This is a genomic window from Paenibacillus anseongensis (assembly GCF_009757995.1).
In the GTDB taxonomy this organism is placed as follows: Bacteria; Bacillota; Bacilli; order Paenibacillales; family NBRC-103111; genus Paenibacillus_E; species Paenibacillus_E chondroitinus.
In genome coordinates this window covers 118,073-141,036 of sequence record NZ_WSEM01000007.1, presented here as the reverse complement: position 1 = coordinate 141,036, position 22,964 = coordinate 118,073, and the positions used below count along the sequence as shown (strand labels likewise).

Annotated in this window: 20 protein-coding genes; all 20 read left to right on the top strand. The window is 45.7% G+C overall.

The features are described from left to right. Positions 1–12: 12 nt before the first annotated feature. On the top strand, positions 13–1,914 hold the full coding sequence (nuoL, locus tag GON05_RS07660) for an NADH-quinone oxidoreductase subunit L (RefSeq protein ID WP_157318562.1): 1,902 nt from the start codon (positions 13–15) through the stop codon (positions 1,912–1,914). Continuing rightward, positions 1,904–3,526 carry a complex I subunit 4 family protein gene (locus GON05_RS07655; RefSeq protein ID WP_157318561.1) on the top strand — a complete coding sequence of 541 codons (1,623 nt, stop codon included), beginning with the start codon at positions 1,904–1,906 and terminating at the stop codon, positions 3,524–3,526. The genes nuoL and GON05_RS07655 overlap by 11 nt, the downstream gene beginning before the upstream one ends. Positions 3,527–3,530: 4 nt before the next feature. Beyond that, positions 3,531–5,042 carry an NADH-quinone oxidoreductase subunit N gene (locus GON05_RS07650; RefSeq protein ID WP_181646573.1) on the top strand — a complete coding sequence of 504 codons (1,512 nt, stop codon included), beginning with the start codon at positions 3,531–3,533 and terminating at the stop codon, positions 5,040–5,042. 237 nt (positions 5,043–5,279) lie between these two features. Further along, entirely contained in the window at positions 5,280–6,509 is a 1,230-nt protein-coding gene (locus GON05_RS07645; protein WP_157318560.1) for a hypothetical protein, read from the top strand. An 87-nt stretch (positions 6,510–6,596) separates the two neighbouring features. Next, entirely contained in the window at positions 6,597–7,022 is a 426-nt protein-coding gene (locus tag GON05_RS07640; RefSeq protein WP_157318559.1) for a hypothetical protein, read from the top strand. 289 nt (positions 7,023–7,311) lie between these two features. Further along, positions 7,312–9,840 carry a S8 family peptidase gene (locus tag GON05_RS07635; RefSeq protein ID WP_157318558.1) on the top strand — a complete coding sequence of 843 codons (2,529 nt, stop codon included), beginning with the start codon at positions 7,312–7,314 and terminating at the stop codon, positions 9,838–9,840. A gap of 19 nt (positions 9,841–9,859) precedes the next feature. Continuing rightward, positions 9,860–10,120: a DUF1146 family protein gene (locus tag GON05_RS07630; RefSeq protein WP_246069053.1), complete on the top strand. Its 261-nt coding sequence runs from the start codon at positions 9,860–9,862 to the stop codon at positions 10,118–10,120. Positions 10,121–10,317: 197 nt separating this feature from the next. Beyond that, complete coding sequence (gene murA / locus GON05_RS07625) at positions 10,318–11,637, top strand: UDP-N-acetylglucosamine 1-carboxyvinyltransferase (protein WP_127453399.1); 1,320 nt, start codon at positions 10,318–10,320, stop codon at positions 11,635–11,637. A 349-nt stretch (positions 11,638–11,986) separates the two neighbouring features. Then, complete coding sequence (locus GON05_RS07620) at positions 11,987–12,631, top strand: hypothetical protein (protein WP_157318557.1); 645 nt, start codon at positions 11,987–11,989, stop codon at positions 12,629–12,631. Positions 12,632–12,939: 308 nt separating this feature from the next. Beyond that, positions 12,940–14,103 (top strand): RCC1 domain-containing protein, encoded by a 1,164-nt coding sequence (locus GON05_RS07615; protein WP_157318596.1) that lies wholly within the window; start codon positions 12,940–12,942, stop codon positions 14,101–14,103. Between the two features lie 100 nt (positions 14,104–14,203). Then, positions 14,204–15,256 carry a stage II sporulation protein D gene (gene spoIID / locus GON05_RS07610; protein ID WP_157318556.1) on the top strand — a complete coding sequence of 351 codons (1,053 nt, stop codon included), beginning with the start codon at positions 14,204–14,206 and terminating at the stop codon, positions 15,254–15,256. 82 nt (positions 15,257–15,338) lie between these two features. Beyond that, positions 15,339–16,070, top strand: coding sequence for a M23 family metallopeptidase (locus GON05_RS07605; protein WP_157318555.1), 732 nt, complete (start codon positions 15,339–15,341; stop codon positions 16,068–16,070). A gap of 300 nt (positions 16,071–16,370) precedes the next feature. Further along, positions 16,371–16,661, top strand: a complete 291-nt coding sequence (gene spoIIID, locus GON05_RS07600; protein WP_181646572.1) for a sporulation transcriptional regulator SpoIIID — start codon at positions 16,371–16,373, stop codon at positions 16,659–16,661. Between the two features lie 164 nt (positions 16,662–16,825). Continuing rightward, positions 16,826–17,827 carry a rod shape-determining protein gene (mreB, locus tag GON05_RS07595; protein ID WP_079417018.1) on the top strand — a complete coding sequence of 334 codons (1,002 nt, stop codon included), beginning with the start codon at positions 16,826–16,828 and terminating at the stop codon, positions 17,825–17,827. A 25-nt stretch (positions 17,828–17,852) separates the two neighbouring features. Continuing rightward, positions 17,853–18,746 (top strand): flagellar hook-basal body protein, encoded by an 894-nt coding sequence (locus GON05_RS07590; protein ID WP_157318554.1) that lies wholly within the window; start codon positions 17,853–17,855, stop codon positions 18,744–18,746. A gap of 23 nt (positions 18,747–18,769) precedes the next feature. Continuing rightward, positions 18,770–19,636, top strand: a complete 867-nt coding sequence (locus GON05_RS07585) for a flagellar hook-basal body protein (protein WP_157318553.1) — start codon at positions 18,770–18,772, stop codon at positions 19,634–19,636. 26 nt (positions 19,637–19,662) lie between these two features. Continuing rightward, a complete protein-coding gene (locus GON05_RS07580; protein ID WP_127453387.1) occupies positions 19,663–19,893 on the top strand; it encodes a DNA-directed RNA polymerase subunit beta in 231 nt (76 codons plus the stop codon). A 100-nt stretch (positions 19,894–19,993) separates the two neighbouring features. Beyond that, on the top strand, positions 19,994–20,512 hold the full coding sequence (locus GON05_RS07575) for a CDP-alcohol phosphatidyltransferase family protein (protein WP_174806771.1): 519 nt from the start codon (positions 19,994–19,996) through the stop codon (positions 20,510–20,512). 160 nt (positions 20,513–20,672) lie between these two features. After that, complete coding sequence (gene fabZ, locus GON05_RS07570) at positions 20,673–21,101, top strand: 3-hydroxyacyl-ACP dehydratase FabZ (protein WP_127453383.1); 429 nt, start codon at positions 20,673–20,675, stop codon at positions 21,099–21,101. 34 nt (positions 21,102–21,135) lie between these two features. Continuing rightward, positions 21,136–22,830 (top strand): phospho-sugar mutase, encoded by a 1,695-nt coding sequence (locus GON05_RS07565; RefSeq protein ID WP_157318552.1) that lies wholly within the window; start codon positions 21,136–21,138, stop codon positions 22,828–22,830. Positions 22,831–22,964 lie beyond the last annotated feature (134 nt).

Below are 22,964 nucleotides of genomic sequence, written 5' to 3'. Positions count from 1 at the left end.
GCTAACAAGGATATGGTATCGGACTATTCACAGTACGCCTGGCTCATTCCGTTGTTTCCGTTGATTGCTTTTCTAGCGCTTACGGCTATGGGACGTCAATTAAAGGATTTGGGCATTTATATCAGTATTTTTGCGATGTTCGCCTCATTTATCGTCGCTGTGCTGATATTTGTTGAACGTATCGGCGGCAAAGTTGAGGATTATACGTGGGATAAGCTGAATTGGCTGCAGGTTGGCGATTTTACCTTGAGTATGGGGTTTGAGGTTACCAATTTGAACGCCTTGATGCTGGTCATCGTCACGTTGGTCTCTCTCCTCGTTAATATTTACTCTAGAGGTTATATGAAAGGCGACGAGCGAATCCATGTGTTTTTTGGTTATATCGCTTTGTTCTCTTTCTCCATGTTAGGTCTGGTTATTTCGGAAAATATGTTAGAACTCTACATTTTCTGGGAGCTTGTAGGGGTATGTTCCTTCTTGCTTGTAGGTTTCTGGTACTTCAAGCCTGAGGCTAAGGCTGCAGCGAAAAAAGCCTTCATCGTTACCCGTATCGGGGACGTAGGCCTGTTCCTTGGCATCCTGCTGCTGTTCTGGTACATGCCGGGGCATGCACTTGATTTTACCTCTATACATAATGCCTTCACTACGGGCAAAATTGATCCGACTATCGTCACTTGGATTGCCGTTCTGATCTTTATCGGGGCGATAGGGAAATCAGGCCAGTTCCCGCTGCACACCTGGTTGCCTGACGCCATGGAAGGTCCGACCCCAATCAGTGCGCTGATCCACGCAGCAACAATGGTCGCCGCAGGGGTGTACTTAGTGGCGCGTACGTTTGACATTTTCCATGCTTCGCCGGATGCCTTACTGGTTGTTGCTTATGTGGGGGGCTTTACGGCCATCTTCGCAGCGACGATCGGAATCGCGCAGAACGATATCAAGCGCATTCTCGCTTATTCAACGGTAAGTCAGCTCGGCTATATGATGATGGCGCTCGGCATTGGCGTGTCGTATACGTCAGGGATGTTTCATTTATTCACGCATGCTTTCTTCAAAGCCTTGCTCTTCTTGGGCGCAGGCAGCGTGATTCACGCCGTGCATACGCAGGATATCAATGAAATGGGCGGCTTATCCCGCAAAATGAAAATAACGACTTGGACATTCGCCATCGGAACCTTGGCGCTCTCGGGAATTTTCCCATTCGCAGGGTTCTGGTCGAAGGATATGATTTTGACAGAAGCGTATGAACATAACCAGCTGTTGTTCTGGGTTGGTGTGATTGCGGCTTTCTTCACCGCCTTTTATATGTCCCGACTGTTCTTCCTGGTTTTCCTTGGCTCGCCTAGAGGGAAAGCGCACGGGCACGACGATCATGCCCATGAGCCGCATGAATCGCCTTCCACGATGACGATACCGCTGATCATTTTGGCTGTACTTGCTGTGGTTGCGGGGTTTGTGAATACGCCGTTCAACGAGTGGCTGGGCCACTGGTTAACGGGTCAAGAACATGACGAGAAAGCCAATTGGATCGTTATTATTTTATCCACACTCGCCGGGTTGCTTGGTATTGGTCTAGGGTACCTAATCTACCTGAAACGCACGATTCCGCGGGATGTCGTATCCGGTAAGTTGCCTTGGTTGTACACACTGCTCAACCGTAAATATTTCGTGGATGAAATCTATGACAGTCTTATCGTCAAGCCACTGCGAGGTTTAGGATGGATTCTTGAACTGATTGATGTGTACATCATTGATGGTATCGTGCGTTTGGTCGCCTTTACTGTCGTCAGTCTTGGGCGTTTGGGCTCCCGTCTTCAGAATGGCCAGATGCAGACCTACGGCGTCATCATGATTCTAGGGATGCTGATCTTGGCGCTCGCCATCGCAGGAAGGAGGTTCATCCATGCCGGCTAATCTACCTATACTTAGTCTAATCGCTTTCTCACCTTTGCTCGGTGTGCTGGTCCTGTTCTTCATTCGAAGTGATCGCGGCCGTTTAATTAAAACGATCGGTATTGTCACGACATTGATTCCGCTTATTTTGGCGGCATGGTTGTATGCTGATTACAATTTTCAAGGTGATCCGATTCAATACAAAGAACAACTCGACTGGATCAAAGTTCCGCTGAACCATGAGGGGATTCAACAAATCACATCGTATTTCTTTGAATTCAAATACAGTGTTGCTGTTGATGGAATTTCATTGCCGCTTGTATTTTTAACCGCTCTTGTGTCATCCATGGCTGCTCTAGCCTCGGTGTACATCAAGAAACGGTGGAAAACGTACTTTATTTTATTCCTGCTGCTGGAAACCGGTATGTTCGGCGTTTTTATGGCCCAGGACCTGTTCTTGTTCTTCCTGTTCTTCGAAATTACGCTGGTGCCGATGTTCTTCTTGATCGGAATATGGGGCTATATGAAGAGAGAGCAGGCGGCGAACCGCTTCCTTCTCTACAACGGGCTCGGTTCAGCGATTATGCTGATCGCGTTCCTTATCCTTGTGAGCACGGCAGGCTTCAACCAAGATCCGTCGCAGACAGAGGCTATCATTTACTACAGCGGAGATATTCATACCATTGCGCATAATTTGCTGCAAGATCCCGCCGCTTATGTGAACCAAGAGGGAGCGCCGTTCTTCCTAAGCCCAGCCATGAAATGGACCGTGTTCATTATGCTGCTGGTCGCCTTCGGCATTAAGCTGCCGATCTTCCCGTTCCATACGTGGATGCTAAAAGTACATACAGAGGCTCCGCCTGCTGTTGTTATGATTCACTCCGGTATTTTGCTCAAAATGGGGGCTTACGGCCTTATCCGCTTCGGCATTCTGTTCTTTCCGGCGGAGGCGAAGCAGTGGGCCTGGATGCTAGCGCTCCTAGGTGTTATCAACATCGTGTACGGCGCCATTCTCGCGATGGTGCAAAAAGACTTCAAACTCGTGTTGGCTTACTCGAGTATCAGCCATATGGGCATCGTCCTGCTCGGACTCGCCGCATTTAACGTGTCGGGCCTCCAGGGAGCCGTGTTCCAACTGATCTCACACGGTCTGATCTCGGCCCTGATGTTCCTGCTCGTCGGCAGCATCTACGAGCGGACGAACACGACCGAGCTCGATCGCTTAGGCGGTCTCGCCTCGTCGGTTCCCTTCATCAGCGGGATTCTGCTGATTGCGGGGATGGCTTCACTCGGATTGCCGGGCTTATCCGGCTTCATCAGTGAGTTCCTCGCGTTCCTCGGACTCTTCGAGACACACCGGGTGTACGCGATTATCGGTACACTGGGGATCATTCTCGCAGCGGTGTATGTGCTGCGCGGGGTGTTGAACATCACGTTTGGCCCTAAGCAGCCAAACCTGGTCCTGCAAGGGATACGCGACGCACGATTAATCGAGGCGGTGCCGATGATTACCTTAGTGGCGTTCATCCTCTTGCTCGGGGTGTACCCAAGCGTGCTGAGCCAGCCGCTTCAGCAAACGATAGGCAGCTTGGATCAATTGATCCAAAGCGTAGCCGGGAAGATAGGAGGTTAGTCCGGTGGAACAGCTTCGACTCCAAGTCGCCGATTTAGCGCATCTGCTCCCTGAACTTTCGCTGGTTGCCACCGCGATCATCCTATCTCTCTTGGATTTGATCCTGCCAAGCAGGTTAAGTCGTTCCGTAATTGGATGGTTAACCTTGGTCGGCCTTGTGATTTCCGGCGTGTTTGTCTTGCTTCAGTTGAACCCGGATGAGGCGATTCAACTGCTCAATCAAAGCTATAGGGTGGATGATTTCTCCAATCTGCTGAAATTGTTCACCTTGGTTGGCACTGGTCTCGTCGTGCTGATGAGTCTAAGTGTCGTGAAGGAAGATACGATCCCGCATGTAGGCGAGTACTATTACTTCTATCTGCCTGCAGCGCTCGGCGCAATGATTATGTCATCCTCGGGTGACTTAATTACGCTGTACGTAGGGCTGGAACTGCTTAGTATTACCTCGTACTTACTTGTGGCGATGAAGAAGAAAGATAGCAAGTCCAATGAAGGAGCCTTTAAATACTTAGTGATGGGCGGTGTATCCTCTGCCATCATCTTGTATGGCATGTCCTTCCTATATGGGATGGTCGGATCGAGCAATCTTGCACAGATTGGTGCTGCGCTCCCATCGCTCATTGGTTCCTATGAGCCGCTGCTTTATGTATCATTTTTTATGCTGCTTGCCGGATTCGGCTTCAAAATAGCCGCCGCCCCTTTCCACAGCTGGGCGCCGGATGTCTACGAAGGGGCACCGACACCTGTGACGGCTTTCTTGGCTGTCGTGTCCAAAGGTGCCGGATTCGCCATCCTTTTCCGAGTTTTCTACGTTTTGTTCGGGTTTAGTTCTTTCGAGGAATCGAAATTCCAATCCGATGTGTTCCTGGCCATCTCCGTTATGGCTGCGATCGCCATGGTAGTCGGTAATTTCATCGCCCTGAAGCAAACGAACATGAAAAGGCTATTAGCTTACTCGGGAATTGCCAATGCGGGATATTTGCTTGTTCCAATTGCGACATACTTCTCTGGTGTCCACTACGCGAATTTCTCTGAATTTATTTTCTATCTGATCGCGTACTTGTTCATGAACATCGGTGCTTTCGCGGTGCTGATGATTATTGAGCAGGCAGAGGGGCATACCGAAGCCAAGGGCTTCGGAGGCCTGTATTACCGTGCTCCTTTTACAGCTGCTGCCATGGTGCTAATCGTATTGTCCTTAACAGGAATCCCGATATCTGGCGGATTCTTCGGTAAGCTGTACATCATATTCGGTACGATGCAAACCCATCAATACTGGCTCGGCTCCCTAATGATCGCGACAAGCGTTGTATCTTTCTACTACTATTTTGGTGTCGTTCGCCAAATGTTTATGCGTAGCGATTATGAGTCGGCTGAGGTCAAGGTGCCTATTGCTTTGGGCATAACAGTATGGGCATGTGCTATTATCAGCGTAGTTCTAGGTTTGGTGCCGCATCTGGTGCTCAAATGGATTGAATCTATCTTCATGCTTACGAAGGATTTTATCTTGATGTAAATAGGATATTGTTTGAAAAGCCTTTCCCTGCATAAGCGGGGAAAGGCTTTTTTTATTTACTTATTTAAGTGATTTTTGGGATTTTAAAATTTAATTAAAAGTTAGCGGTGGTGACATTGAATATATTAGTTGTAATAATTAACCAAAAATTTATCAAATTGTAACATCGTTTAAATATTAGGCTATAATTAAATGGTATAATATGTAAGAAATTATAAAATATATGGAGGTTGTTTAATGAAAAAGTATTGTGCTGCTTTATTTTCGTTTGCATTATTTGCGAGTCTAGTTCTACCAGCAAATGCAGAATCGTCACAAGGGTTATTAACGGAGTTGCAACTAAATCCGGAAATAACAATTGAAGTGCTTGACAAGAATGAAGCCCATGTAAATAGCGCGGATGTATTAATCTTTTCACTAACGGAGGATAACAACAAAGTGGTCTTTAATGGTAAAACCGATAAAGACGGAAAATATATACTTAAATCAACATTATCGGATGAAGAAAAAGCAAAGCAAAAAAGTCCGATTGCAGTAGCAGCTTACGAAGTTTATGCTCTTTCTCCAGAAGGCGAAATGTCACACCAAGTTTTTTCTGTTCCGCATCTTAAAAATAGTAGTCAATTAACAAGGGATGATCGAATAGCATTGGAAAGAGATAGAGTTAAAACAATATCAACTAAATTTAAAGGACAAAAACCACAGCTTAAAAAAAATGGAGATGAAGTATCAACACTAGCTGTTGGTGATTGCGTTCCTTTTGGCGGAGGGAATGGATATACAGTTTGTACAACTTATCAAAATGATGCTCAACAACCAACCAAAATAATATCTGTAAATTTGGGTAGTAATGAATCTGCATCAGTAAGTATGGCATCCTCTGCTTCTGTGAAGATAGATTCTGGATTCAAGCAGGGGTCAGGTTCATGGACTGTTAGTGGTAATACAACATTATCAACTGACACAGGCACCGCAATTGATTACACTGTAAACGGACAGTGTATTTATAACAATGGAACTTACTGTGATGCTGGTGTGGATTTGTATGCTAACTACATGTACAGATCTATAAAAAGAGATATAAAATATTTCGGATCTTATCAATGGTCGGATTACTCATCTACAGCGTTGTATTTAATTGGGCCTTCATCTACATATAATTGGTATACTTCATCTTTGAATGGAATTTCACCTTCCTCAGTTACTGGAGGCTCCTACGGGGCGTACTTTTCAATTTATAATGACGGTAGTGTAAGTGCGACGGCAACAAAATCATACTCAGCAGAAAGGACTCTTGGAGGTGCATTTTCAGTACCAACGCCAGGGGGGACTTTTACAGGTGGGGTGACAACTAGTTATAAAAATTCACATTCAATTAAGTGGTCTGTACCTAATGTGATTCCTGGTTTAAAATATTACCATTATGATAATAACTTTACAGGTACAAACTGGTATGTAACACATTAATCATTAGAATTAAAAACCCTAGTCAGGATTATCTGCACGAGGGTTTTTTAATATTTCACTTAAAAGTGCATAAAGGAGTTGAATTTAGTGGCTATTAAAAAAACGATAATTATACTGTCATTCATTATATGTATTGCAATATCAGGATGTACAAAAAAAACGGTAGAAACTCCGATTAAATATCATCATTTTCAATCAAAAATTTTTAGTACAGTTAATCAGAAGGGGAAGAATGCAGAAGGAATAAGAATGATGTATACCGTCTCTTTAACTGAATTCCATCCCATAGGAGAAGAATTTGAGAGGTTCAACGCCAATAATTCCAACCCAGGTACGAATGGATTCATTGTTATTGATAACAAAACAAAGATCTTTAAAGTTGAAGCCGATACTAAAACAGAAATTGACTCTCAAACACTAAAAAAAGGCGATATTATTGACTTTTGGGTTTATATTTATAATTATGATAGTGGTGTCATGTTGGTTGCTGATGAGATTAGTTTAATAAACTAAAAGTTTGCCATTACCCATATTTTAACTTTATTTTTGACAAAATCCACAAGTAACAATCCTTACACCTCATGGTATAATTTATGGGTGAGGATTGTTTTTTTGTTTCTTTAATCATGACTTCTTCTTAAATATTGGACTATAAAAGCCACTCTGTGGTGTTCATCTCAAATTTTTTCAAAAGTTCTGAACTTTTTGCGAAGAAAAACCGTTATATGTATCGAGAAGACGGGTAATGTGGTATAGATAGAGAAGGCATAAGACCATTACGAGATAAAGGAACTGTGATTTCATGAAATTTATTCGACACTTATGGTTCATCGTCCTGATGATACTTGTTGTGGAACTTACAGTGATGGTTACAAAAACAGAAGCAGCTTATCCCGTTTCGACGGATCCCATGAGGGTGAAACAGACCTATCTGGATATGATCCACATCAATGAAGCGTGGGCTGCGGCTGGAGATTCGCGTGCATCCATTGTAGTTGCTGTGGTTGACACCGGCGTTGATCTTACACATCCTGATTTGGTAGGTAATTTGGTGGAAGGCGTGAATTTGCTTCAGCCCTCAAAAAAGCCAATTGATGATAATGGACATGGAACGAACGTAGCTGGCATCATTGCAGCTTCGATTAATAACGATAAAGGCATTGCAGGCATAGCTCCAATCGCTAAAATCATGCCGATTAAAGCATTGGAGTCAGATGGAACTGGCGGCGAAGCAAAGCTTGGCGAAGGCATCAAATATGCTGTGGACCATGGAGCGAAGATCGTCGTGCTCTCCCTGGGACTGAATAAGTACTCCGATTACATGGCAGGCGTAGTAAAGTATGCAGAGGATCACAATGTCCTGCTTGTGGCAGCTGTCGGCAATGAAAGTATGAGCGTGAAATACCCTGCGGCGTATCCAACGGTTCTAGCTGTAGGAGGCGTGACGGCTGATAAGCAGGCAGACCCTCGTTCGAATTTCGGACCGGAGCTGGATTTGGTTGCTCCCTGGGATGTGTATACCACAGCTCTAGGCGGCGGCTATCAGTATCAAGACGGCAGCTCGATGTCCGCGCCACAGGTTGCTGGGGCAGCGGCACTAGTATGGAGCAAATTTCCAACGATGAGCGCGTATGAAGTGAGATCCCAACTGGAGCAGACGGCGGATGATCTGGGGGAAACCGGGTGGGATGCCAAAACCGGATATGGGCTGCTGCGTGTGGATATGGCGCTGACTAAGCCTTATAAAGAGGATCGATTCGAGCCAAATGATCGACAGAGTCAAGCAGCTAAGCTGCCTATACATACCTCTGTGAAAGCAGCGCTATCCTCCGTGCTGGATGAGGATTGGTACGCGATTGATGCGGCTTATGACGGATATATTGAGCTATGGTTGCAGAACACCGATAGTGCGGGTATTCGTGTGCGTTTTGATTCCGGGGAAACTTTTATTTCCAATAGTTCCTCAGATGGAACTCAGCCTTTTAAGGTAAAAGTGACAAAAGGGCGCACGTATGTGCAGCTTCAAACCGTAGATCGCGAACGGAAAACAGGAATTAGTTACAGTTTGCAAACGGATTTTATCATCTACACGGACCCTTTTGAAGATAATGATAAACAGTACAAAGCATTTGCGCTTCCTGAACGCAGCCAAACGATTCGCGGAACCTTTCACCAGAAAGGGGATGTCGATTGGTTTGTCTTACCTCTGGAGCATTCGGGTTCAATAAGATTGAAACTCTCCGTCGATACGGGTCGTATAGATCCGATGATTCTTTTCCAGAAGGAAGGAGAAAAGTCGATCACTATAGATCAAGGTGGAGATGGCGGAATTGAAATCAGCTCGCTCATAGATGTATTTCCGGGGCAATACTATATTCGAGTCAGTAATACGAAGGATTATACAGAACCGATCACAGGTGAATATACGCTGGAAATTGAATATACGCCGAAGTTAATTGATCCGAATGAACCTAATGATAAGTCGTATCAGGCGACTTTTGCAGCGATGAATTCGGTGTACGAAGGTTTATTTAACAACAATGACGATGTGGATTGGTTCGAATTCCGAATGGGCCAAAATGGTCTGGCGCAAATACGGTTGACCAACATCCCTACTTCAAGGACGATGTACGCAACGCTATATGACAGCACATTGAAGGAACAAGGTTTTTATAGAAATGAGTACGGTTCTGATCAACTTTTTGTTGAGAAAACGTTGAATGCAGGCACCTATTATATTAAGCTGCAAGCCAACCAATGGTTCATGAGTCAAATGTACAGGTTGAAAATTGGCAGTTACACACTGGTAAGCGGGTTTGCCGATATTGAAGGGCATTGGGCTCAAGATGCGATAAGCAAGCTTACGGAGCAAGGCGTGATCAGCGGTTATGGGAATTACCGTTTTGCTCCGAATCAGTCGATTACCCGAGCAGAAGCAGCGACGGTTTTGACTCGAGCTTTGAAGCTGACGAAGCGTAAAGAGCTGAAGTTCTCCGATATGCCTTCTTCACACTGGGCCTATGATTATGTCGCCAAAGCGCTGCAAGCAGATATTGTTGCCGGTTATCCTGACGGAACCTTCGGACCTGATCGTACGCTTACGCGAATGGAAATGACACAAATGCTTGCCCGCAGCATGAATATGACAGGGAAGAAGCGGGGGAATTCACCTTTTAACGATGTAGATGAGTCTTACTGGGGCTTGGGTATTTTGAAACAAATGTGGGCAGACGGCTGGATCACCGGCTATTCCGATGGCTCTTTCCATCCTGATGAGCAAGCCACACGCGCTGAATTCGTCTCTATGCTGGTGAAAGTAATGAATCGGTAGAACCGAGAAGGGGTGACCTATGGGAGAAGCGGATAAATGGAATGAAGCCGCGAAGTATGCTTCGGTAATGAACATGGTCGATATCGTGGTTTATATTTTGTGTATCGGCCTCGCGTGGTGGGCGCTGCAAGCATTTCGCTTTGATGTGCTGCTTAAGAATCCTAAGGGCGCGCAAGCCATTATGCTACAAATTCTACTTTCTATTGGGCTCGGTCACTTAGTCGCCAGTTTTTTTATTCAATATTTAGGGTTCTCCATGGGCTTCGGAAAGATGTTTTAATTCCCTTTTTCGAATAATGATTTAAATTGTTGTCAACAATGGATAGTAGAACGGATCGAAAATGGAGATCCTATTCGAACTCTATGTAGGTGTTTCAGAATACCAAAAGAACACAGTTGTAACTATGTGGCTTGTGATGATAAACTTAGGAAATGTGCAAAACCTTGTAATTAAAATAAGTGCGCGGAGGGACCATGATGAGCAAAATTATCGTCCGCGGTGGCCGAAAGTTAGCTGGCAATGTGAAAATCAACGGAGCGAAAAATGCGGTACTGCCGATTATTGCAGCTTCCATTCTGGGGTCGGAAGGTGAAAGCGTCATCCACGATGCGCCTCCCCTTGACGATGTACTAGTCATTAATAAAGTATTGCAAAGCTTAGGTATTGAAGTCGCCTATGACCGACAGGTTATTCGTGTTCGTGCGGAACGCATTGACACATGCGAAGCATCCTATGATCTAGTCCGTAAAATGAGAGCCTCTTTCCTTGTTATGGGGCCATTGTTAGCAAGACGGGGGCAAGCAAGAATTTCACTCCCAGGCGGTTGTGCGATTGGCACGCGGCCAATTGATCAGCATCTCAAAGGCTTTGAAGCGATGGGTGCCGATATTGAATTGGGCCAAGGGTATATTGAAGCCAGAGTGAAGGGGCGCCTGAAGGGTGCTAAAATTTATTTGGATGTTGCCAGCGTTGGCGCAACCGAGAATATTATGATGGCGGCTACGCTTGCGGAAGGCACAACCATCATTGAGAATGCAGCTAAAGAGCCGGAAATTGTCGATTTGGCGAACTATCTGAATGCGATGGGGGCAATTATCCGCGGCGCAGGAACAGGCGTTATTCGCATAGAAGGCGTAGAGAAACTTTGTGGGGCCGTACATACGGTTATACCGGATCGCGTAGAAGCGGGCACATATATGATTGCTGCTGCTATTACCGGCAGTGAACTGTACATGGAAAATGCTATCGGGGATCACCTGCGTCCTGTCATTTCTAAAATGCAGGAGATGGGCGTTGTCATCGAAGAAGACGAAAACGGTATTCGCGTTCGTGCCACGGGACCGCTGCGCGCGGTTGACGTGAAGACATTGCCGTATCCGGGCTTCCCAACCGATATGCAGTCGCAAATGATGGCGCTGCTAATGGTAGCGGATGGCACAAGTCTTGTGACCGAGACGGTGTTCGAGAATCGGTTCATGCACGTGGAAGAATTCGCGAACATGAATGCTCATATTAAAGTCGATGGCCGCACGGCAATCGTCAGCGGTAATGCGAAGCTGCGCGGTGCAAAAGTGTGTGCAACCGACTTGCGTGCCGGCGCGGCGCTGATTTTGGCAGCGTTGGCAGCGGAAGGTGAGACCGAGATTACAGGCGTTCACCATATTGATCGCGGATATGTCGATATTACCGACGTATTGCGCGGGCTTGGCGCCGATATTTATCGGTCGGTGCCGCAACAAGTGGAGCAAGAAGCGGCGGAGCTGGGTTTTTTCAATATCCAGCCAACGTTAGCGTAGGATAGTAAGAACCGTCGGAGAGAGATCCGGCGGTTTTTTTATGTCCATAGGCATCTGTAATGGGAACTGGAGTCCGCTATTTTTCTGAAATAGCGGTATTTCCATGTGGAAGAGGAACTACGATCCGCTATTTTGTCGATATTATCAGAAAGCGCACTATTGTGGACAATTAAGACCCTGTAGTTCCGCTCAGTGTGGAAATAGCTTGTTTTCACGAGTATAGAGGACTCTAGTTCCTTTAATTGAGCTTTTGTTGGATTCAAAGTAACCTCATAAAATAATTATTTCTAATTTTGGAATTATTTCTCTTATATTAGTGTCTAATGATATAAGGAGTGATGCTATGAGGATGAAGTTGCCGATTTTTATTGTATTGTTGGTCTGTTTTTTACTTGTCTCCACATTACTAGTAAATAGAGATTTTAGGACAGTTGATCAAGAAATTGATCATAATTTAAACAATATTTCCATAGGACCAGGAGTGAGTTCTAACCCTTACGACTACATTACAGATAACGAAGCTTTTGAAAACATTGTATCCCTTGGCAGCGAAGCATTACCTGCACTTCATAATAAGTTATCAATGAGTGATGAAAATGGACTTAAGGAGTATTATCTAGCGGTTGCTATTGAACAAATTGCTGGTGTAGACCTGAAGCAAAGCCAATCTACATTTTGGGATACACCTAACGGTTTTATTCAGATGTGGTCTCGATATTTAGAAACAATTCCATCACATGTAGATGAAATTTCAAAGGATGCTAATCTTTCGCAGGAAGAAAGAGTAAAACAACTTATTAAGTTGGGCACCCCTGCGGTGCCATTCATTCTAGATGAAATAGAGCTAGGTGATGAGGGGTTACTCTCAGCATTCAATGTTTTAACGAGAAATTCAGCCGCTACAGCGGACATTTTAGATAAAAAGGCATGGGCTTCCGAGAACAAAGATCAGTTCGCAGAGTTAAAACGTTATGTTTTGGAAAAAAGAAACTAACCAGTTAAATAAGAGTTCTCAGGGGGATTTGTGCCAATTGATATTCGGCCAAATTCCCCTTTTTTGCCTACAAATAGCCGGCTATTTGTCCTCTATGCCTTAATGCAAGCTTACAATGCTTTATACAAATATTGTAAAAGTTTACTATTGCTTTAATCTCACAAGATAGTATTATTAATTATGTATCTAATTCCATATTTTTACACTAATAGAAAGGAGGGTAAGTTTAGATAGGTTATTTGGAATCTATGATTCCGATCGACCAGTCAGTCAGGTAACCAATTTATCAAGCGAAGGAGAGAATATTAATGTTGATGAGAAGAAAAGGATTTATTTCAATGCTTACTTTCATGTTACTCGCCATGATGATCGTGCCTGCATCGGCGCAGGGAAATCCAACGAATCCACCTCAATTGAAGACGGTCCTTGCAACAGGATGGGGTCATTCGTTATTTTTGAAAACAGATGCTACCCTATGGGCTTGGGGCGATGGGAATTTAGGACAATTAGGTAACGGTTTAGGTACGAGCAGCTCATCTGCCGTTCAAAGTCCACTTCTTCAAGACATTGTCGATGTTGCGGCAGGTGATGAGAACCACAGTTTGGCATTACGCAACGACGGAATTGTATTCGCGTGGGGAACTAATTCTGTTGGCCAACTGGGAGATGGCACGACAGTCATAAATCGCAACAGCCCCGTGCAAGTGAATAATTTAACAGATGTAATCGATGTAGAAGCTGGATTCTACCATAGTTTAGCGTTAAAGTCCGACGGAACGGTATGGGCATGGGGGAGTAATGTTTTCGGTGAGTTGGGGGATGGAACAACTACAAATCGGTCAACGCCAGTTCAGGTATCTGGCTTAACCAATATCGTAGCCATCTCAGCGAAAAACTATCATAGCCTTGCCATAAAATCGGATGGAACGGTTTGGTCTTGGGGTTATAATACGGATGGTCAACTGGGAGACGGAACAACGACGACTCGGGTAACTCCGGTACAAGTGTCCGGTCTCAGTAATGTATCCTACATATCAGCCGGTTCCACCCACAGTCTTGCTATAAAGTCGGATGGAACAGTATGGGCATGGGGCAATAATTCAACTGGCCAATTCGGAGATGGTACGACGACGAGTCAAACGACTCCGGTTCAGATTTCAGGTTTGAGTAACGTAAAAGTAGTAGAAGCGGATTGGCACCATAGCATGGCGATTAAAAATGACGGAACGCTATGGGCTTGGGGTTATAACTCAACTGGGCAACTTGGGGACGGTACGGTTGGTTCGACCTATTTAAGCCCAGTTCAGGTAGCGGGTCTAAGCGGGGTGACGGCTGTGTCTACGAGTGCAACTTTCACGGTGGCACAAAAGTCAGACGGAACGGTATGGGCATGGGGCCATAACTATTTTTACCAACTTGGAGACGGCACAAGAACTGACCATTATACGCCTGCTCAAGTTATAGGTCTGTAAATCTCAAATTGCAACATGTTCTAATCTATCAGCGCCTCTCATAAGCTAAGTCATACCAAAATACCTGCTAGTAAACGCGCTTATGGAGGCTGCTGAGACGATGTTGAAGAAAAAACGTGTTCCTGGCCGCGGGGCCATCCTATGGATGGCTGTTTGTTTGTCTTCTATGCTCTGCGTCATCCTTCTTGTTCCTGGATTGCTAGTCAAGAAGATTCCGGGGGGCGAAGATCCGCCCCCTGTACAGCTAGCGATTGATGGCTCTCATCAGGAAACGGTGACCGCTCAAGGGTTGATGATCCCTGTCTATTTGACCAAAAAAGATGAAATCGAAACGGTGCCCTTGGAGCAGTATGTGAAGGGTGTGCTCGCTGCAGAAATGCCAGTAGAGTTCGAACTGGAAGCGCTCAAAGCACAAGCAATGGCAGCTAGAACATACGTCATACGCAGGGTGCTAGAGAAAGATTATAGTAATGTTCCTGTAAATGATGCGCTTGTAACAGACACGACGGCACATCAAGCCTATCTGACCGATCAAGAGTTAAGAGAGAAGTGGACCAAAGGGACGTATGAAACGAATATGGCCAAAATCGATAGAGCTGTGAATGAAACGAAAGATTTGATTTTAACTTATGAGCACAAGCCTATCAATGCAACTTTTTTCTCAACGAGCAATGGGTATACGGAAAACTCAGAAGATTACTGGCCGTTTATGAGTCCCTATTTACGCAGCGTGCCAAGCCCGTGGGATGTGAAGCTGTCTTCTCGCTACCAAGAAACCGTAGATATTACGTACAAGAGTATGCTGCAGAAACTGGGCGTTACGAGTATAGCCACCACCGGTACAGGAACAAAGAGTATGAAAGTGCTAGAGTGGTCCATGGGGCATCGAATCAAGAAGATGACGATCGGAGGAAAAACCTTCTCTGGTCGAGAAGTAAGAGAGAAGCTAGGATTAGCATCCTCCCAATTTGCCTGGAAATGGTCCGGTTCCAAAATTACGTTTACGACTTACGGATACGGTCATGGTGTTGGCTTAAGCCAATATGGCGCTAATGGAATGGCCAAGGAAGGCAAGACTGCAGCGCAGATTGTAACCTACTATTACACAGGCATCTCTATTGAAAAAGCGACCCCTTTTATCCAGAAATCTTAGTTTATAACGTTTCTATAAAAATATCTTTCTTCAAGTATAAAACCTTTAAATGTGTCAAGAATGGTTGATGAGGTGATTAACCATGAGTGATCAAAACAAAGGTTTTCAAAAAGAAGAAGCTCCTAAAACTGTTCAAGGGGCACAAGGAAGTCCATCCGCATGGAAGAGGTTGCTTGCTAAGAAGTGGGTATTCCCAGCAACGTATGTAGCAGCAGCGGCAATTATCTTAACCTTAATGTGGGTGTACCAGGACACAGGTACGAAAACAGTCAGCCAAGACGATCTGGGCATTAAGGTAAGCAGCGACGATCAAGCACCTGACAATTCCAAAGATGGAGCGGTTGCCGTCAACGCACCAGCAGAAGCTATGCAATGGCCTGTGAAAGACAGAGCGGCTCTAGACGTATCCATTCCGTTCTATGACACCAATGCAACCAATGAAGTTAAACAGGCGGCAATGATTCAGTATAACGATCAATTGACGCCGCATACCGCAATCGATTTGAAAGCCAAAGATGGCGCAGCATTTGATGTATTGGCCGCTATGAGCGGTAAGGTTACGGCAGTTGAGCAAAATCCGGTTGTCGGCAATCTTGTCGAAATTACGCACAGCAATGGCTTGATCAGCGTGTACCAAAGCTTAGCTGAGGTCAAAGTAACCAAAGGCGCTGAAGTGAAAAAAGGCGACGTCATCGCCAAAGCGGGACGTAATGATTTCGAGAAGGAAGACGGCGTGCACCTGCACTTTGAAGTGCGTCAAGTTAGCGATAATGCCGCTCTGAATCCGGAAACGATTCTAAACGCTAAACAGTAATCGGTTATCATGAAAAGGCAAGCAGGTGGCTTCTTCACCAACCAGCCTACATAGAATGAGGGCAGCGGGTATATCCTGCTGCTTTTTTGCTTTGAAACCTAGGGGATTCACTCCACGGCTTGCCCTCCATCAGGTACACAACAGACTTGTCCTTGCCAAAAAAGACCGCATAAGCCCTTATTTCCTGATTTTTTTGAAAATAAATATGGGAAATGGGCTTGTCAGGCTTGGTTACGTAGAATATCTAGTCATGCCCCTCATATACTTTACCAAACTATCTCGAGTAGGGAGGCGAGGGGAGTGCACGATTACATCAAAGAGCGAACCATTAAGATTGGTACCTGTATCGTCGAGACCAAGAATACGGTTCGCACCATTGCGAAGGAATTCGGTGTTTCCAAGAGCACGGTGCATAAGGATTTGACGGAAAGACTGCCGGAAATCAACCCGGACCTGGCCAACCAGGTGAAGCACATTTTGGAGTATCACAAGTCCATTAGACATCTAAGGGGAGGAGAAGCGACGAAAATCAAGTATCGAAAGACACGAAGCCCGAAGCACTCCGAGAACTTAGTCACGGTCAAATCCTAAAAATACCTTCATCCCGACGGTTTCCTGGAACTGGACATGTCGAAATTTCACGGAAAAAGAGGAATTAATGCATTTACAGCGAATTTAGCTTATAATTAGAACTATCTATAAGAGCGCCGATTCTTCACGGGATGGACGGTAGATTTAGGGAGGATTAACTTGAAATGTTAAGCAAGGATATTGGAATAGATCTCGGCACGGCAAATGTGCTCATTCATGTGAAAGGACGCGGCGTTGTGCTCGATGAGCCATCTGTAGTAGCGATTGAAAGCGATACGAAACGCGTGCTTGCTGTTGGAGAAGAAGCTTTCCGCATGGTCGGTAGAACTCCAGGCAATATTATCGCGATTCGTCCATTGAAAGATGGGGTTATTGCGGACTTCGATATTACAGAAATGATGTTAAAGCATTTTATTGCAAAAGTAGGGGGCAAGAACTGGTATTCGCATCCGCGTATCTTGATCTGCGCCCCTACCAACATCACCTCGGTTGAGCAGAAGGCGATCCGCGAAGCGGCTGAGCGCAGCGGTGCCCGAGAGGTATTCATGGAAGAAGAACCGAAAGCAGCGGCAATTGGCGCCGGTATGGACATTTTCCAACCTAGCGGCAACATGGTTGTAGATATTGGCGGAGGGACGACGGATGTGGCCGTGTTATCCATGGGCGACATCGTCACCTCCTCCTCCATCAAAATCGCTGGCGACAAGTTCGATATTGCTATCACGAAGTATATCAAAAATAAGTACAAGCTGCTGATTGGTGAGCGGACGAGCGAAGATATTAAGTTGAAAATCGGAACGGTATATCCACACGGCAGAGATCAAGAGATGGATATTCGCGGTAGAGATATGGTATCCGGATTGCCGCTTACGATTACGATTCACTCCAGTGAGGTCCAGGAAGCTCTATGGGATCCGGTTTCATCGATCGTAACGGCTGCGAAGAGCGTTTTGGAGCGTACGCCACCTGAACTTTCCGCAGACATTATTGACCGTGGCGTTATCCTGACAGGCGGCGGAGCTTTGCTGCACGGCCTGGATCAGTTGTTAGCAGACGAGCTGAAGGTTCCGGTATTAATTGCGGAAGATCCTATGTCTTGCGTAGTTAAAGGAACAGGGATCATGCTCGATAATCTAGATAAAGTTTCCAAGCGTAAATTTAACTAGACAAGTTTATCCAAGAGGTGAAGAGATGCTAAGAGGACTGTATACCGCGGCGGCAGGAATGATCTCCGAGCAGCGCAGACACGATACCATTACGAACAATATTGCTAATATTAATTCCCCGGGTTTTAAACAAGGCAATGCCTTGTCGCGTTCGTTTCCGGAGATGCTTATTTCTACAATTCGCGGTGGACAAGGCGCCTCAACGGCACCGCTTGGGAAGATGAGTCTGGGTGTGTTTTCAGAGGAGAATATCTCCGTCCACGCACAAGGCGACCTGCAGGAAACGCAAAATCCATTTGATTTTGCCCTCGTGTCGGACATCCAAGTGCCTGGCATGGCTTTTGATGCTTCGGGGAAATACGTGAATGCGGACGGGGAGCGCACGTTCCAGCCACAGGCACTATTCACCGTCATGAATGCGAATGGAGAACTCCGGTATTCCTTGAATGGTAAGTTCACCGTCGATCCGACAGGACAGCTCGTGAACGCCAATGGCAATCAAGTGTTGGGTCGCGATGGACAACCCTTGCTGCTTGTTGATGGAGCGGGTCAGCCGATTCGGTCCTTTAAGGTAACAGACAAAGGGGAGTTCCTTGACGGAAACGGCCAACCGCTGTTGAATCAAGCTGGACAACCTGTAGGATTAATGCTTTCGCGTGCAGAGGATCCCAATCTGCTGTTGCGTGAAGGGAACGGTTTGTTGCGGATCAATCCAGGCGACGAAGCAACAGTTACACAGGTTGCCGTTGGGGATCAAGTCGAAGTTCGCCAAGGTTTTATCGAGCGCTCCAACGTGGATTCTGCGCAGTCTATGGTCGATATGATGTCGGCACTGCGCGCCTATGAAGCCAATCAGAAAGTCATTCAATCTTATGATAAAAGTATGGACAAGGCAGCGAACGAAGTCGGACGCGTCTAATCTAGCTTGCGAAGGAGCCACACATGAACAATTCCATGATTAACTCATCGGTATCCATGCACAGCTTACAGCAGAAGCTGGATATCTTGTCCAATAACATAGCGAACCTCAATACGACGGGTTTTAAGAAAAAGGATGCTTCCTTTGAGGATGTTCTGACCAATGTGAAGTCACAGCCGGAAGGATTCCGTCAGCAAGGCAGATTCTCTCCTCTTGGTTTCAACCAAGGGTGGGGATCAAAGTTGGTGCAAATCCAAACAAATCTTGCGCAAGGGCCAATTCAGTCCACAGGCGGTATTACGGATTTTGCAATTCAGGGAGACGGGTTGTTTGAAGTGTCCGTCAGCAAGGTGGATGGGAACGGAAACCAAGTGTTTCAACCGGCATGGACGCGTAATGGGTCTTTCAATTTGACACCTGATGCCAATGGCGATACGGTTCTTACCACTAAAGAGGGCCATTTTGTTACAGGAACAGACGGTAACCCCATTCGTATACCTGCTGGCTTCAGACCTGTTGTTCAACCAAACGGCATTATCAATGGATACAGTGAGCTGGACCCGACTGCTGAGCCGCTTAATCTGGGTCAGATCAAGCTGGTTCGCGTTGTGCGCCCACAGTTGCTCCAAGATGTTGGAGATAACCTGTACGCACTTCCTACGGGAATTACGGAGGCCGAGAAGGCGAACATTTTGCAAAATGTGGATCCGGGGCTGGATACAACCAATAATCGGGTTACATTAATGCAGGGGTTTTTGGAGCAATCCAATGTGACGCTTTCCGACGAAATGACGGATCTTGTGATGGTGCAAAGAGCGCTTCAACTCAATTCCCGGGCGATTACATCTGCCGATCAGATGATGAATATCGCGAATAATTTGCGCGCCTGATCGTAGAAAGGGAGGGATAGGGCTCGATGTCTGACAAGCCTAACAAGCCTACTCCAAAGAAGAAAAAGGCACCTAGGCCGAAATGGCTAAACATCATATGGCTTATTTTCAAAATCATACGTATTCCCGTTCTTTGTGTGTTAGCCGTTTATATCGGGCTATGGGTCGGATACTCCAAGCTGGGCCATCAGCCATCGGCGGAAATCTTCCATATGAGCACTTGGCGGCATTTATACGATTTGGTATTTGCGAATTAATTCAAACTCCCTTATTGGGAGTTTTATTTTTGTGTTAGCAAATGTATAATGAATGAAGGCTAATCGTCAGAGACCAGATAAAAGGCGCAGGAGGGGTACTTTGAATATTCCGAACATGCTCACCATCAGCAGGTTTGTTCTTATCCCTGTGTACCTCATCATTTTTTTCAGCGGCCATATCCAGATAGCCTTTCTGATCTTGCTGGCAGCAGGGCTTACAGATATCTTAGACGGTTATATTGCCAGAACTCGAGGTTTGGTGACACCTGTTGGTGTTATGCTGGACCCCCTTGCGGATAAGTGCATGATGATTGCGGTCATTCTCTCTCTACTCCTTACAGGGATGATACCATGGCAGGCGGCGGCAGCAATTTTTATTCGTGATCTGGGCATGATCATGGGCTCTGCTTTCGTCCACTTCAGGGGAAAATTAACCGTTCCCGCCAATGTGATGGGGAAATTAACAACAGTACTTTACTATCTCGCCATTCTCTTCATTGTATTTCATTTAGATTTCGCCATTACCTATTTGTGGTTCGTGATCGGGATCTCCTTTTTAACTTCCTTCATTTATATTTTTCAATTCTTGCTTTTAAATCGGAGGGCCAAAGCCAAATAGACCATAACGTAAAAAGAGCCTATGTGAGGGCTGTGCACACACCTCTTTACATAAGCTCCCCCTATATGAACCTTCACTTCTGCAGTTAATGAAGGGACACCAGTATTGTAAGTGATTACCTTGTATTTTATACAAGAAATTGAAAGGAGCATTTCCCGTTATGCTAGATATTAACCAGATTCAAGAAATTATTCCACATCGCCCCCCTTTTCTGCTTGTTGACCGCATTTTGGAAGTAGAGCAAGGCGTGAAAGCGGTAGGGATTAAGAATGTTACCATCAATGAACCTTTCTTTGCAGGTCATTTCCCAGGGTATCCGGTTATGCCGGGTGTGCTGATTATTGAAGCTTTGGCACAAGTGGGCGCTGTAGCTGTCCTTTCCATGCCTGAGTATAAAGGTAAAATTGGTTTATTCGCTGGTGCAGATGGCATTCGCTGGCGTCAACAAGTGGTGCCTGGTGATACACTGACATTAGAAATGACGATTACACGAGTTAAAGGAACAATTGTTAAAGGCCAAGCTGTGGCGAAAGTAGGCGAGAAAGTGGTAGTCGAAGGTGAACTTATGTTCGCCCTTGCTAATAAATAACCCCATAGATAAAAAGGAGATGAACCTGACTACTATGACGCGCGTACAAACAGAGTATCAATTATGGCTGAACGATCCAGCAGTGGATGCAGAAACGAAAAAGGAACTGCTTGCAATTCGGGAAGACGAGAAAGAAATTGAGGATCGCTTTTACAAAGATCTTGAATTCGGCACAGGTGGGCTTCGTGGCGTTATTGGCGCCGGAACGAACCGCATCAATGTCTACACCGTTGGTCGTGCAAGCCAAGGTCTTGCACAATATGTGAATAGCACAGGCGTACAAAGCCCTTCTATTGTACTGGCTTACGATTCACGTCATATGTCGCCGGAGTTCGCTCTAGAGGCTGCCCTGGTTTTTGCAGGAAACGGCGTTAAGGCCTATCTATTCAAAACATTACATGCTACACCACAGCTGTCTTTTGCCGTGAGATACTTAGGCGCGACAGCAGGCGTTGTCGTGACAGCAAGCCATAATCCACCTGAATATAATGGATATAAAGTATATGGCGCAGACGGTGGACAACTAGTTCCTCAGTTTGCGGAGCAAGTGATCGCCGAAGTTCAGAGCATTGACTCTTTTGATAAAGTGAAGAAGCTTAGTCAAGAGGAAGCAGAAACACAGGGACTTCTTACATGGCTTGGCGAGGATGTCGATCAAGCATACATAAAGGCAGTAACCGCGATTAGCCAGAATCCGGATGTGATTAAGGAAATTAGCGATGATTTCCGTGTCATCTTCACACCGCTGCATGGTGCGGGTAATGTGCCAGTCAGAGCTGTATTACAAACTCTCGGTTTTGGACAAGTCCGTGTTGTTGCTGAGCAAGAGCTGCCGGATGCACAGTTCTCTACCGTAAAGTCTCCGAATCCGGAAGAACGTGAAGCTTTTACACTCGCTATCGCACAAGCTAAGGAATGGGATGCTGATATCATTATCGGGACCGATCCGGATGCAGACCGTATGGGCGCAGTCGTGAAGGATCAGAACGGGGAGTATTTTGTTCTTACAGGCAACCAGTCGGGAGCCATTATTGTTAATTACTTATTATCGAGCTTGAAAGAGCGTGGAACACTTCCTGCCAACGGCGTAGTTGTCAAAACGATCGTAACGAGCGAGATGGGTGCAGTCATAGCGGATCATTATGGAATTCCAACGTTAAATACGTTAACCGGTTTTAAATATATCGGGGAAAAAATGACCCAGTTCGAGCAAACGGGCGAGCATACTTTCTTATTTGGCTACGAAGAGAGCTATGGTTATTTGGCTGGCGACTACGCGCGCGATAAAGATGCTGTCATCGCAGCTATGCTTATCGCAGAAGCGGCAGCTTATTATAAGAAACAAGGCAAGACATTATATGAGGTCCTGCAAGAGCTGTACGAATCCTTTGGTTACTTTTTGGAAAAACTGGAATCAAGGACGCTCAAAGGGAAAGACGGCGTAGAACAAATTGGACGTATGGTAGAAGCGTGGAGAACGAACCCTCCAACAGAGATTGCCGGTACGCCGGTTACCGCTATGGAAGATTACGCCAAAGGGGTAAATGGACTTCCGCTTGAGAACGTGCTGAAATTCAAACTGGAGGACGGTTCCTGGTTCTGTTTGCGTCCGTCGGGTACTGAACCCAAAATTAAATTCTATTTTGCGGTAAAAGGATCTTCAGGCGCAGAAGCGGCAGAACAGTTGGATCGCATCATTCAAAATGTACTTAGCCGTGTAGACGGATAATGAAATAGGATCAATTGAACCTCTTCAGAACCTAAGTCAGGGGTAGGTCGTCTAATGAATAGATGGAATAAATCCGTATTCATTGGGCCTATTTCCTCGAGTTTAGGAGCTGAAGGGGTTTTCGAATGTATATG